This window comes from Erwinia sp. JH02 (genome assembly GCF_013074405.1).
GTDB lineage: Bacteria > Pseudomonadota > Gammaproteobacteria > Enterobacterales > Enterobacteriaceae > Erwinia > Erwinia rhapontici.
In genome coordinates, this window is sequence record NZ_JABANZ010000013.1 from 19,982 (window position 1) to 32,248 (window position 12,267).

The following is a 12,267-nucleotide window of genomic DNA, read 5'->3' on the forward strand; positions in this document are numbered from 1 at the left end:
CGAGACCGGCCTCACCGTGCTGAACAGTCTGCTGAAAACCGATGGGTTTAAGCCGTAATCGGGCCGGGCATGCCCGGCCCCTACGGAAAATGAAGAATATCGTAGGTCCGAAGCAAATACCGTAGGGGCGAGGCACGCCTCGCCCGCGGTTTTAGTGCCAGATCAGCAATACGCAGGCCGCTGTTAACAACCCCATAAAAACATTGAAAAGGGTCCAGGCCCGGCGACTGCGCAGAATGCGGCCTATCAGCGTGCCGAAGCCTAACCAGATCACCCCGGAAACCACATTGACCAGCGCCATGCCAATACTGATGGCAATCACCGAGTTTTTGTAGGCTTCACCGGCCAGACTGAAGCTGGCCACGGCACCCAGTGCCATTAGCCAGGCTTTCGGGTTAATCAGTTGCAACAGACCGCCCTGCCAGAACGGCATCGGCGCTGCGGGTGCGTTACCCGTTTCTAGTTTTTCGTATTCCGCGCTGCCGATTTTCCACGCCAGCCAGAGCAAATAGGCACTGCCCGCTATTTTCAGGAACAGATGGAGGGAAGGATAAAGCAGAATCAAACCACCCACGCCAAAGGCCACCATCAGCAGCATCACCTGCATCCCGATCATAATGCCGATCAGTAACATCAGAGAGCGCAGAAAACCAAAGTTAGCACCTGAGGCGGTGAGTAACATATTATTAGGGCCTGGCGTAATCGCCGCGACCCACAGAAAGCCCAGCATTGATAAAAACAGACTCAGTTCCATAGAACGGGTGCTCCCCACCCCTCTGAAAAATTAACAACCTGACGAAGCTAACAGCGTGCTATGGATCCTACAAGCTCTAACCCGATAAATTTTAGCCCCCTGACGGATAACGCTTTTCGTCCACTAATGGGCACCAGCAATCCGCATCTGCAAACCATTCTGCCGCGCCTGATCCGTCGCCGCATTACCCTGCAACCCCACTGGCAGCGCCTGACGTTACCGGATAGCGATTTTGTCGATCTGGCATGGAGTGAAGATCCGGCGGCCGCACGCCACAAACCCCGAGTGGTCCTGTTCCACGGGCTGGAGGGCAGTTTTCACAGCCCTTATGCGCACGGCCTGCTTCAGGCGTGGAAAGATCGCGGCTGGCTTGGCGTGGTGATGCATTTTCGCGGTTGCAGTGGTGTACCGAATCGGCTCAACCGTATCTATCACTCCGGTGAGACAGAAGACGCCAGCTACTTTTTGCAGTGGTTGCGCGATGAATGGGGACAGGTTCCTACCGCCGCGGTGGGGATTTCCCTGGGCGGGAATATGCTGGCCTGTATGATGGGCAAGCAGGGCGAGGGCTGCCTGCTGGACGCGGGCGTGGTGGTTTCCGCCCCGCTGATGCTGGAACCCTGTAGTCTGCGGCTGGAGCAGGGATTTTCACGCATCTATCAGCGTTATTTGCTGGGATTGCTGAAGCAGAATGCCGAACGCAAACTCCGCGCGTGGCCGGGAACACTTCCTGTCGACCTGGCTCAGCTTAAATCGCTGCGCCTGCTACGCGACTTTGATGATGCGATCACCGCGCGCGCGCACGGCTTTGCGGATGCCAGCGACTACTATCATCGTTGCAGTGCCATGCCGTTGCTCCCCGGCGTGCGTAAACCGTTATTGGTGATACACGCGAAAGACGACCCTTTTATGACCCCTGAGGTCATCCCTGATCCGGCATTACTGCCCGCCTGTGTTGAGTATCAGCTGACGCAGCATGGTGGACACGTCGGTTTCGTCGGCGGCACGCTGCGTAAACCTGCGATGTGGCTGGAACAGCGCATCCCTCAGTGGCTTAACACCTGGCTGGAGAAATGATGATTATCCCCTGGAAAGACCTTGATACCGAGACGCTCGACAATTTGATTGAATCCTTCGTGCTGCGTGAAGGCACCGACTATGGTGAACAGGAGCGCTCGCTAAAACAGAAAGTCGACGATGTCCGTCGCCAGCTCAACAGCGGCGAGGTAGTGCTGGTGTGGTCGGAATTGCATGAATCCGTCAACATCATGCCGCGCGGCCAGTTTCGTGAATAAATAGTCGTGAATAAGTAAACGTGAAGCCATAATGACTTGGACGGGTAAAACATGTTACCAATGATCCGTCCGTCCGACCTTTATCAGGGAGTTGCACGCCATGTCAGCCAAACATCCGGTCATCGCCGTCACCGGCTCCAGTGGGGCAGGAACCACCACCACCAGCCTGGCTTTCAGGAAGATTTTTCAGCAACTTAATCTGCGGGCAGCCGAGGTCGAAGGGGACAGTTTCCACCGTTTTACCCGCCCGGAAATGGATATGGCAATCCGTAAAGCGCGCGATATGGGAAAGCACGTCAGCTATTTTGGCCCTGAAGCCAATGACTTTGGCCTGCTGGAGCAAACGTTCAGTGAATATGGTCGCAGCGGTAAAGGGCAGTCGCGCAAATATCTGCACACCTATGATGAAGCCGTACCCTGGAACCAGGTGCCGGGTACATTTACCCCGTGGCAGCCGCTGCCTGAACCCACCGATGTCCTGTTTTATGAGGGTTTGCATGGCGGCGTAATGACTCCGCTGCACAACGTGGCAGACAAGGTGGACCTGCTGGTCGGCGTGGTGCCTATCGTTAACCTGGAGTGGATACAAAAACTGGTGCGCGACACGGGTGAACGCGGTCACTCGCGTGAAGCGGTCATGGATTCAGTGGTGCGTTCCATGGAGGACTACATTAACTTTATTACGCCGCAGTTCTCACGCACTCATATTAACTTCCAGCGCGTCCCCACGGTGGATACCTCTAACCCCTTTGCTGCTCGCGGCATCCCCTCTCTGGATGAAAGTTTTGTCGTCATCCACTTTCAGGGGCTGGAAGATATCGACTTCCCCTATCTTCTCTCCATGTTGCAAGGTTCGTTTATCTCGCATATCAAAACCCTGGTGGTACCAGGTGGAAAAATGGGACTGGCAATGGAGTTGATTATGGGGCCACTGGTCAAACGCCTTATCGAAGGCAAAAAAATCGGCTGACCCCATTTATCCTGTTATCGCTTCATCAGCAGGCGGTGGATAAAGCCGGTATGCAGCCTCACCCCGATTTTTAGCGCATCTTCGTCAAGGCGAAAATGGGGGTTATGCAGCCCCCGGCAGGTCCCTTTTTCCGGGTTGCCCGACCCGACCCACAGGAAACAGCCCGGCACTACCTGCTGATAGGCTGAGAAGTCCTCGCAGCCAAACATTGGATGCAGCATAACCTGCAAGGCATCATCCCCCAGCGTGGCAATCACATTATCCACTGCAATACGGCAGGCGTCCGGGTGATTAACCCCGGTGGTGTAACCCGGCGTCCATTTCAGCACGTAGCTGGCCCCTGCTCCCTGCGTCATTCCGTCCAGCTGCTGTGACATCATCTGCGGGATAGTGTTACGCGCACTCTGGCTGAGCGTGCGCAGCGTGCCGCGCAGATGCGCCGTGTCAGGGATAACGTTATAGCCGCCGTCAGCCTGAAAACTCGCGACCGTCAGTACGGCACCTTCGTTAGGGTCAAGACGACGTGAGACAATCTGCTGAAGTGCCTGCACCACTCCTGCGCCCAGCGTCACCGGGTCGATACTCTCCTGCGGCATCGCTGCGTGGGCGCCTTTTCCCTGCAGGGTCAGGTCGAAGTTATCGCTGGCAGCGCTGAAGACGCCCTCTTTCACAGCCACCTGGCCGGTAGACAGTCCCGGGAAAACATGCAGACCGAAGATCATTGATACACCATTCAATACGCCCAGCTTAATCAGCTCGCTGGCCCCGCCTGGCGGCACTTCTTCCGCATGCTGGAAAATAAAGCGCACTTTGCCGGCAAGCTTACTCTGCTGCTGGCACAACACCCATGCCGCCCCCATCAGCATTGCCGTATGCGCATCATGCCCGCAGGCATGCATCACACCGCGATTGCGCGAGGTGAAAGGTTCACTGTTCAACTCCTCAATAGGCAGCGCATCCATATCGGCCCTCAGGGCAATGCAGTCACCACTACGCGGCCCCTCAAGTTCAGCCAGTACGCTATTTGGCGTCGGGCGACTAAGTGTTAATGGGCCAAACTTTGCCAGTTCAGCGGCAACATAGTCTGCGGTGCCATGCTCGTGGAAAGAGAGTTCGGCATTCGCGTGAATATGCCGCCGCCATTGCAGCACCTTTGGTGTGACATCCTGAATCAGCGTCTCGATAGTCATCATGACTCCTGGTTGATTAAATCTGACAACGGCAGACCAGGCAGCAACAGAGAATCATGGGCAAACGCCGGACATTCAGCTGTTGTTTCGCCAGCCTGCAGCAAATTAAGAAAGGAATGTAGAACGAGGGAAATATACCGCTGATGTTATTCGCCTGCCGTGGCGTGAAATGCGGGTAGAGAGAGGAATAGCAGGATGTGTACGCTACGTTCTGTCAGCTGTGGGTAACGACAACGAACATCGTTACCCATAAGAAACCAGCTTCAGGTCAGATCTGTCACTTCATAGCTGTGCGTCATTTTCACCGCGCTCCCCAGCATAATCGCCACCGAGCAGTATTTCTCCGCAGAGAGGTCGACCGCACGTGAAACGGCTTTATCCGTTAACGACTTGCCGCTGACAATAAAGTGCAGGTTAATATGGGTGAAAATACGCGGTGCCTCTTCACGACGTTCCGAGGTCAATTTAACTTCACAGTCGGCGACATCGTGACGGCCTTTCTGCAGAATAGACACCACATCAATCGCACTGCATCCCCCGGCAGCCATCAGCACCATCTCCATCGGGCTGGGTGCTTTATCCCCCGCGTTGCCATCCATCAAAATCTGATGGCCGGATGAGGATTCTCCCAAAAACGTCATCCCTTCAACCCACTTAACTCGTGCTTGCATCACAAAATCCTCTCATTGATTCAGTTACCGCAGAGTACGCTGCACTCACAAAAACGGCAACGTTGCCTTTTTCGAACTATGCTGAAGCGAGACAACAGAAGACAGTCTTGTAAAGCTGTGCTACAAACGAAGCTGCAATATTTTACTGGCATAACAATGCACGGTAAAAACGGGACGACAGCACGAGCCATGCTCTTAACAGAGGCCCGTATAATTTCCCTATGGGAACGCTTGAATATTTCAACGCCTGGCAGGGATACATCCCCTGATACCCAAAAATATTTCGCGCTTCAGGCCAGCGGCAACGCATCTGCAGCACGCCGAATACAGGGTATATTTAGGCACGATTACAACAGAGGATAACAGCGAATGGTTCTCGGCAAACCGCAAACAGACCCTACACTCGAATGGTTCCTGTCACATTGCCATATTCACAAATATCCATCCAAAAGCACTCTGATTCATCAGGGTGAGAAGGCGGAAACCCTCTATTACATCGTTAAAGGATCAGTAGCGGTGTTAATCAAGGATGAAGAAGGCAAAGAGATGATCCTCTCCTACCTCAATCAGGGCGACTTCATTGGCGAGCTGGGCCTCTTTGAAGAAGGTCAGGAGCGCAGTGCATGGGTACGTGCGAAAACAGCCTGTGAAGTGGCTGAAATTTCCTACAAAAAATTCCGTCAGTTGATTCAGGTGAATCCTGACATCCTGATGCGCCTGTCTTCACAGATGGCGCGTCGCCTGCAAGTCACATCAGAGAAAGTGGGTAATTTAGCTTTCCTTGATGTGACCGGACGCATTGCCCAGACGTTGTTGAATCTGGCGAAACAACCGGATGCCATGACGCACCCGGATGGGATGCAGATCAAAATCACCCGTCAGGAGATCGGCCAGATCGTCGGCTGCTCCCGCGAAACGGTGGGTCGTATTCTGAAAATGCTGGAAGATCAAAACCTGATCTCAGCACATGGTAAAACCATTGTTGTTTACGGAACACGTTAACCGGCTCTGAACCCACGGCGCGACGCCCAGTCGCGCCGTTTTTATTTGGTGTGGCTCATGTGGCGGAGAATTATCTATCACCCCGAAGTTAACTACGCACTCAGGCAAACACTGGTGCTGTGTTTACCCGTGGCGATCGGCTGGATGCTCGGCAACCTGCAAAACGGCCTGCTGTTCTCATTAGTCCCCGCCTGTTGTAACAATGCCGGTCTTGATACTCCACACAAACGCTTCTTCAAACGTCTGATCGTAGGCGGTTGCCTGTTTGCTTTCAGTAGCTTTTTGATTCAGTACGCCGGGGCAGAAGAGGTGCCACTGCCCGTGATCCTGCTGGTCATGGCACTGCTGCTTGGCGTCACCGGTGAAATCAGTCCGCTGCACGGTCGTCTGCTACCGGCATCGCTGATTGCCGCCATTTTCACCCTCAGTCTGGCCGGACGCATGCCCATGTGGCAGCCGCCGCTATTGTTCATTCTCGGTACCGTCTGGTATGGCGCGTTTAACTGGTTCTGGTTCTGGCTGTGGAAAGAACAGCCGATGCGCGAAACCCTCAGTCTGCTCTATCATGAACTGGCTGATTACTGCGAAGCGAAATACAGTCTGCTAACCCAGTTGACCGATCCCCAAACCGCCCTGCCTCCCCTGTTGGTCCGCCAACAGAAAGCCGTCGATCTGATTAACACCTGTTACCAGCAAATGCATATGCTGGCCGCCAATCGCGACCATTATCAGCGACTGACGCGCGCATTTCAGGTCGCCCTCGATCTACAGGAACATATTGCCGTCAGCCTGCATCAGCCCGAGGAAGTACAGAAGCTGGTAGAGCAGAGCCACGCCGAGGCGGTGATCCGCTGGAATGCGCAGACCATTGCCACACGCCTGCGGGTACTGGCTGACGATATCCTCTATCACCGCTTCCCTGAACGTTTCACGATGGAAAAACCGCTTCAGGCACTGGAAAAAATATCCCGTCAGCACCCCGATAATCCGGTTGGCAACTTTTGCTATTATCACTTCAGCCGTATCGCCCGCGTGCTACGCACCCAGCACCCGTTGTACCGTCGCGACCTGATGGCGGACCGCCAGCGCCGCCTGCCGCTGTTTCCTGCGTTGAAGAGTTATCTGTCGCTGAAATCCTCTGCCCTGCGCACCGCCGCACGCTATGCAGTCATGCTGACCTTCGCCAGTTCACTGGCCCTGTTCTTCAATCTGCCGAAGCCTTACTGGATACTGATGACGGTGATGTTTGTCAGCCTCAACGGTTACAGCGCTACTCGGGTACGTATCCAGCACAGGGCGCTGGGAACGCTGGCCGGGTTGGCCATTGCCGCTGCCACGCTCGGTTTACATGCCCCGGAATCCTGGGTGCTGCTGGTGATGCTACTGATTACCCTGGTGAGCTATCTGTTTATCCGCAAGTTTTACGGCTGGGCAACCGTAGGATTCACGGTCACCGCGGTGTATACATTGCAACTGCTGTCGCTGAACGGAGCGCAGTTCCTGCTGCCGCGCTTAATGGATACACTAATGGGCTGTCTGATTGCCTTCGGCGGCATGATTTGGCTATGGCCACAGTGGCAGAGTGGATTGATGCGTCAGAATGCGCACGATGCGCTGGAGACCTATCAGGAGGCATTGCAGAAGCTGCTGGGCAGCGAACAGGATGCGGAGAAACTGGCATACCAGCGTATGCGGGTGAATCAGGCGCATAATGCGCTGTTTAACTCACTGCATCAGGCGATGCAGGAACCGGGCTTTAATTCACGCTACCTGGCCGATATGCAGCTGTGGGTCACGCACAGCCAGTTTATTGTTGAGCATATCAACGCCATGACCATTCTGGCGCGGGAGCATACGATGCTAACGCCGACGCTGGCAGAGCGCTATTTGCAATCCTGCGAAATTGCCCTGCAACGCTGTCAGCAGCGTCTGGAGTATGACGGACCGGATTCAGGCAGCAATGTACTGGATGCTCCCGAGGACTTCCATCAGGGGCCGGTGACCATTATGGAGCGACACGTGAAGCGTATTCTTGGCCACCTCAGCGTAATGCACACCATTTCGTCGCTGACCTGGAGCCAGCGCCCACATCATGGCCGCTGGCTGTCCCGGCGCTTGAGGAAATCGTCATGATCGCGGGTCAGGCATGCCTGACCCCTACGAATTAGCGGCATGCCGACGTTGGCCTGGGATATGCCTGACCCCTACGAATTAGCGGCATGCCGACGCTGGTCTGGGATATGCCTGACATCGACGAATTAGCGGCATGCCGACGTTGGCCTAGGATATGCCTGACCCCTACGAATTAGCGGCATGCCGACGCTGGTCTGGGATATGCCTGACATCGACGAAACAACGTAGGGGCGGGGCATGCCCCGCCCACGGCAATCAGCCCAGGACTTTCTCAACAGCCGTGGCGAAACGCGCCATGCCTTCGGCGATATCCGTTGGCTCAATGACCAGCGAAGGCGCAAAACGCATCACGTCAGTTCCGGCAACCAGCACCATCACACCGGCTTCTGCTGCGGCGTTAAGAATATCGCGCGCACGTCCAGCATGCTGTGATTTCAGCTCCGCGCCAATCAGCAGGCCTTTGCCACGGATATCGCTGAACAAATCGAAACGGGCATCCAGCGCCTGAAGCGCATCAACAAACAGCTGACGGCGCTCTTCCACACCTTCCAGCACCTCTGGCGTATTGATGATATCCAGTGCAGCTTCAGCCACCGCACAGGCCAGCGGATTACCGCCATAGGTGGTGCCATGCACGCCAGGCGCCATAACCGATGCAATGTCGTTAGTCGTTAACATGGCACTGACCGGGAAACCACCGCCCAGCGCTTTGGCGGTGGTGAGAATATCCGGCTGCACACCATAATGCTCATACGCAAACAGTTTACCGCTGCGGCCCATGCCGCTTTGCACTTCATCCAGAACCAGCAGCGCATTATGTTCATCACAGAGCTGACGCAGCCCCTGCATAAATTCTGGCGTCGCGGGCATCACGCCCCCTTCTCCCTGAATCGGCTCAACCACAATGGCGCAGGTATGATCGTCAATCACCGCTTTTACTGCGGCCAGATCGTTAAACGGGACGTGGACTATATCGGCAGGTTTTGGCCCGAAGCCATCGGAATACTTCGGCTGGCCGCCAACGGACACCGTAAACAGCGTGCGACCGTGGAAGGCGTTATGGAAGGCAATGATTTTACTTTTGAACGGGCTGTGACGTTTGGTGGCGTAGTAACGCGCCAGCTTAAACGCCGCTTCGTTTGCTTCCGCACCGGAGTTAGCAAAGAACACTCGCTCGGCAAAAGTCGCGTTGATCAGTTTGGTCGCCAGACGCAGGGCAGGTTCGTTAGTGAAGACGTTACTGGTGTGCCACAGGGTTTCACCCTGCGTTTTTAATGCCTCTACCAGCGCCGGATGGCAATGCCCGAGCGCGGTGACCGCAATACCGCCAGAGAAATCAATGTACTCTTTACCCTGCTGATCCCAAACGCGGCTGCCTTTCCCTTTCACCGGCACAAACTGTGCTGGTGCATAAACAGGCAAAATCACCTCATCGAACGTTGCACGTGTTACCGCTAATTTTTCCGCCGCCATTCACTACCTCACCATTTAGTCTTTTCAGGGATGTGAAAATATAGTCATAAAATATGCATAAAAAGTCACTAAAAGGCAAACGTTAATCAGCGTTTGAGGAAATTATCCAGCAGTTGATGCCCCTGCTCGCTGAGGATGCTTTCCGGGTGAAACTGCACCCCTTCCAGCGATAACGTGCGGTGGCGGAAGCCCATGATCTCATCAGGCTGACCATTCTCATCCACGGTCCAGGCGGTCACTTCAAACTCAGCAGGCAGACTGCCGCTTTCAACAATCAATGAATGATAGCGGGTCACCGTCAGGGGATGATTCAGCCCGGCAAACACGCCGCCATCACGATGTTCAATCGCTGATGTTTTGCCGTGCATCACCTTGCGTGCGCGTACCACGCGGGCGCCAAAGGCCTGTGCGATTGCCTGGTGCCCCAGACAAACGCCAAGGATAGGCAATTTCCCGGAGAAATAACGGATAGCCTCAAGAGAGATCCCGGCTTCATTCGGTGTACAGGGGCCTGGAGAGATCACCAGATGTTCCGGCGCCAGCGCGTCAATCTCAGCCAGCGTGATCTCGTCATTGCGGCGCACGCATACCTCGGCTCCCAGCTCAGAAAAATACTGGTAGAGGTTCCAGGTGAAGGAGTCGTAGTTGTCGATCAGAAGCAGCATGGTGGGCTCGTTACAGCAGGACCGCCACCAGGCGGCCCTGACAGAATGCCATCAGAGAATTATGGCAGCACTTTGGCAGACAGGATCACCACCGGCGTCACCGGAACATTCTGGTAAGGACCAAAAGTTTTCGTCTGCACCTGGGCGATCTTATCGGCCACATCCATTCCCTTCACCACTTTACCGAAGACGGCATAGCCAAAATCACGCTGACCATGATCGAGGAAGGCGTTATCCGCCACGTTGATAAAGAACTGGCTGGTTGCACTGTCCTTCTCAGCCGTACGCGCCATTGAAATGGTGCCACGTTTATTGAGCAGGCCGTTATCTGCCTCATTTTTTATCGGCGGTTTAGGCTGCTTCTGCTGCATGTCAGCGGTGAATCCCCCGCCCTGCAGCATAAAGCCCGGGATCACGCGGTGAAAAATGGTGTTGTTATAAAAACCATTGTTGACGTAATCCACAAAATTAGTCACCGATACCGGTGCTTTCTGGTTGTTCAGTTCCAGTTCGATAGTACCGGCGGAAGTGGTCAGCAGCACATGCGTGTCCCCCTTCGCGGCAATAGCGGAGGCAGAGATTGTCGACAGGGCAAGAACGGTCGCCACTGCGGTCAAAGTACGTTTCAACATGAAAGATTCCTTACTGAGTGCAACAAACCATAAAAACAACGCTGATTGTAAAGAGGCACTTACCAACGCGCCAGCGTTTTACCTTTATTTACGCTGCAAACATCTTGAAGCAAACGGGATAAGAGAAGTCCGAATGGTGATAATGATCACGTTATGAATGAAATATGAAGATATTCATTTCATTAAATATTTAAGCAGATCACGAATATCGTTAAACTTCTCTCGTTTACCACGGGCATTCCGCCCGACGACTTCTCTTTCAAACAGGTTTCCACTATGACAAATCGCGATCGAATTGGGCTTACCTGGATCAGCTTCTTCTCTTATGCGCTGACCGGTGCAGTGGTTATCGTTACCGGTATGGTACTGGAGAATATTGCTGCTTACTTCCAGCTGCCCGTGGCACAGATGAGTAATACCTTTACCTTCCTGAACGCCGGTATCCTGCTGGCGGTATTCCTGAACGCCTGGCTGATGGAAATTGTGCCACTGAAGCGTCAGCTTATTTTCGGCTTTGTGCTGATGGTGCTGGCCGTGCTGGGCTTGATGAACAGCCACAGCCTCACCGTTTTCTCTCTGTGCATGTTTGTGCTTGGCGTGGTGAGTGGTATTACCATGTCCATCGGTACGTTCCTGATCACCCATCTGTATGAAGGACGTCAGCGTGGCTCTCGCCTGCTGTTTACCGACTCCTTCTTCAGCATGGCGGGTACCATTTTCCCGATTATTGCTGCCGCTATTCTCGCGCGTTCTCTGCCGTGGTACTGGGTATACGCCTGCATCGGCGTCATCTATGTCGCCATCTTTGTTCTGGCACTGTGCTTTGAATTCCCGGTACTGGGCAAGAAAGCCACCAGAGGCGAGCCTGTAGTGAAAGAGAAGTGGGGCATCGGCGTCGGCCTGTTGGCTGTGGCAGCACTGTGCTACATCCTTGGCCAGCTTGGCTTTATTGGCTGGGTGCCGCTGTACGCGACCAAAAATATGGGGCAGAGTATCGAACAAGCCGGGGGTCTGGTCGGTAACTTCTGGACCGCGTATATGATTGGTATGTGGGCCTTCAGTGCCATTCTGCGTTTCTTCGATCCGCAGCGCATCCTCACCGTACTGGCACTGGCCGCCACTGCGCTGATGTACTGGTTTATCAGCGCGACGGATGCCTCCATGCTGAAGTGGATCATGATGAGCCTGGGCTTCTTCTCCAGCGCTATCTACACCACCATTATCACACTGGGTTCGTTGCAGACTAAGGTCGCTTCGCCAAAACTGGTGAACTTCATCCTGACCTGCGGCACCGTTGGCACCATGTTGACCTTCGTGGTCACTGGCCCGATCGTAGAGAAAGGCGGTGCACACGCGGCGCTGGCGACCGCTAACGGCCTGTACGCGGTGGTCTTTGTGATGTGTCTGCTGCTCGGTTTCGTCAGCAAGCACAAGTTGCATGGACATATGGGTTCCCACTAACCTTAAGATGTCAAAAAGGCC

At 54.4% G+C, this 12,267-nt stretch carries 12 protein-coding genes; 6 read left to right on the forward strand and 6 right to left on the reverse strand.

Annotated features, from left to right (window positions below; translation table 11 throughout):
• Positions 1-151: 151 nt before the first annotated feature.
• Positions 152-754, reverse strand: coding sequence for a LysE family translocator (locus tag HHI26_RS22005; RefSeq protein WP_133846683.1), 603 nt, complete (start codon positions 752-754; stop codon positions 152-154).
• A gap of 60 nt (positions 755-814) precedes the next feature.
• On the opposite strand from HHI26_RS22005, the gene HHI26_RS22010 reads away from it, so the two are divergent.
• From HHI26_RS22010 to HHI26_RS22020, 3 genes are all read left to right on the forward strand, one after another.
• Positions 815-1,831, forward strand: a complete 1,017-nt coding sequence (locus tag HHI26_RS22010; RefSeq protein WP_167864264.1) for a hydrolase — start codon at positions 815-817, stop codon at positions 1,829-1,831.
• Positions 1,831-2,049 carry a YheU family protein gene (locus HHI26_RS22015; protein ID WP_133846705.1) on the forward strand — a complete coding sequence of 73 codons (219 nt, stop codon included), beginning with the start codon at positions 1,831-1,833 and terminating at the stop codon, positions 2,047-2,049. Before HHI26_RS22010 ends, HHI26_RS22015 begins: the two co-directional genes overlap by 1 nt.
• Before the next feature lie 100 nt (positions 2,050-2,149).
• Positions 2,150-3,019: a phosphoribulokinase gene (locus HHI26_RS22020; RefSeq protein WP_133846681.1), complete on the forward strand. Its 870-nt coding sequence runs from the start codon at positions 2,150-2,152 to the stop codon at positions 3,017-3,019.
• A 14-nt stretch (positions 3,020-3,033) separates the two neighbouring features.
• Here HHI26_RS22020 and HHI26_RS22025 read toward each other — a convergent pair whose 3' ends face one another.
• Together HHI26_RS22025 and HHI26_RS22030 are read right to left on the reverse strand one after the other, a co-directional pair.
• Positions 3,034-4,212: an amidohydrolase gene (locus HHI26_RS22025; protein WP_159337863.1), complete on the reverse strand. Its 1,179-nt coding sequence runs from the start codon at positions 4,210-4,212 to the stop codon at positions 3,034-3,036.
• Positions 4,213-4,472: 260 nt separating this feature from the next.
• Positions 4,473-4,880, reverse strand: a complete 408-nt coding sequence (locus tag HHI26_RS22030) for an OsmC family protein (protein WP_171149703.1) — start codon at positions 4,878-4,880, stop codon at positions 4,473-4,475.
• A 369-nt stretch (positions 4,881-5,249) separates the two neighbouring features.
• Between HHI26_RS22030 and crp the strand changes: the two genes are divergently transcribed.
• Both crp and HHI26_RS22040 read left to right on the forward strand, forming a co-directional pair.
• Positions 5,250-5,882 (forward strand): cAMP-activated global transcriptional regulator CRP, encoded by a 633-nt coding sequence (gene crp / locus HHI26_RS22035; protein WP_000242758.1) that lies wholly within the window; start codon positions 5,250-5,252, stop codon positions 5,880-5,882.
• A gap of 57 nt (positions 5,883-5,939) precedes the next feature.
• Positions 5,940-8,015 (forward strand): YccS/YhfK family putative transporter, encoded by a 2,076-nt coding sequence (locus tag HHI26_RS22040; RefSeq protein WP_159337861.1) that lies wholly within the window; start codon positions 5,940-5,942, stop codon positions 8,013-8,015.
• Positions 8,016-8,270: 255 nt separating this feature from the next.
• Here HHI26_RS22040 and HHI26_RS22045 read toward each other — a convergent pair whose 3' ends face one another.
• The 3 genes from HHI26_RS22045 to ppiA all read right to left on the reverse strand — a co-directional run bounded on the left by HHI26_RS22045 (position 8,271) and on the right by ppiA (position 10,785).
• Entirely contained in the window at positions 8,271-9,488 is a 1,218-nt protein-coding gene (locus tag HHI26_RS22045) for an aspartate aminotransferase family protein (RefSeq protein ID WP_133846677.1), read from the reverse strand.
• Between the two features lie 86 nt (positions 9,489-9,574).
• On the reverse strand, positions 9,575-10,153 hold the full coding sequence (locus HHI26_RS22050) for an aminodeoxychorismate synthase component II (RefSeq protein ID WP_133846676.1): 579 nt from the start codon (positions 10,151-10,153) through the stop codon (positions 9,575-9,577).
• A gap of 59 nt (positions 10,154-10,212) precedes the next feature.
• Positions 10,213-10,785 carry a peptidylprolyl isomerase A gene (ppiA, locus tag HHI26_RS22055; protein WP_133846675.1) on the reverse strand — a complete coding sequence of 191 codons (573 nt, stop codon included), beginning with the start codon at positions 10,783-10,785 and terminating at the stop codon, positions 10,213-10,215.
• A 276-nt stretch (positions 10,786-11,061) separates the two neighbouring features.
• Between ppiA and tsgA the strand changes: the two genes are divergently transcribed.
• On the forward strand, positions 11,062-12,246 hold the full coding sequence (tsgA, locus tag HHI26_RS22060; RefSeq protein ID WP_133846674.1) for an MFS transporter TsgA: 1,185 nt from the start codon (positions 11,062-11,064) through the stop codon (positions 12,244-12,246).
• Positions 12,247-12,267 lie beyond the last annotated feature (21 nt).

Excerpts from the sequence above, each read along its gene's own strand:
- HHI26_RS22040 (WP_159337861.1), top strand. The coding sequence starts at position 5,940 with ATGTGGCGGAGAATTATCTATCACCCCGAAGTTAACTACGCACTCAGG.
- HHI26_RS22025 (WP_159337863.1), bottom strand. The coding sequence starts at position 4,212 with ATGATGACTATCGAGACGCTGATTCAGGATGTCACACCAAAGGTGCTG.
- HHI26_RS22030 (WP_171149703.1), bottom strand. The coding sequence starts at position 4,880 with ATGCAAGCACGAGTTAAGTGGGTTGAAGGGATGACGTTTTTGGGAGAA.
- crp (WP_000242758.1), top strand. The coding sequence starts at position 5,250 with ATGGTTCTCGGCAAACCGCAAACAGACCCTACACTCGAATGGTTCCTG.
- ppiA (WP_133846675.1), bottom strand. The coding sequence starts at position 10,785 with ATGTTGAAACGTACTTTGACCGCAGTGGCGACCGTTCTTGCCCTGTCG.
- HHI26_RS22050 (WP_133846676.1), bottom strand. The coding sequence starts at position 10,153 with ATGCTGCTTCTGATCGACAACTACGACTCCTTCACCTGGAACCTCTAC.
- HHI26_RS22015 (WP_133846705.1), top strand. The coding sequence starts at position 1,831 with ATGATTATCCCCTGGAAAGACCTTGATACCGAGACGCTCGACAATTTG.
- HHI26_RS22010 (WP_167864264.1), top strand. The coding sequence starts at position 815 with ATGGATCCTACAAGCTCTAACCCGATAAATTTTAGCCCCCTGACGGAT.
- HHI26_RS22005 (WP_133846683.1), bottom strand. The coding sequence starts at position 754 with ATGGAACTGAGTCTGTTTTTATCAATGCTGGGCTTTCTGTGGGTCGCG.
- tsgA (WP_133846674.1), top strand. The coding sequence starts at position 11,062 with ATGACAAATCGCGATCGAATTGGGCTTACCTGGATCAGCTTCTTCTCT.
- HHI26_RS22045 (WP_133846677.1), bottom strand. The coding sequence starts at position 9,488 with ATGGCGGCGGAAAAATTAGCGGTAACACGTGCAACGTTCGATGAGGTG.
- HHI26_RS22020 (WP_133846681.1), top strand. The coding sequence starts at position 2,150 with ATGTCAGCCAAACATCCGGTCATCGCCGTCACCGGCTCCAGTGGGGCA.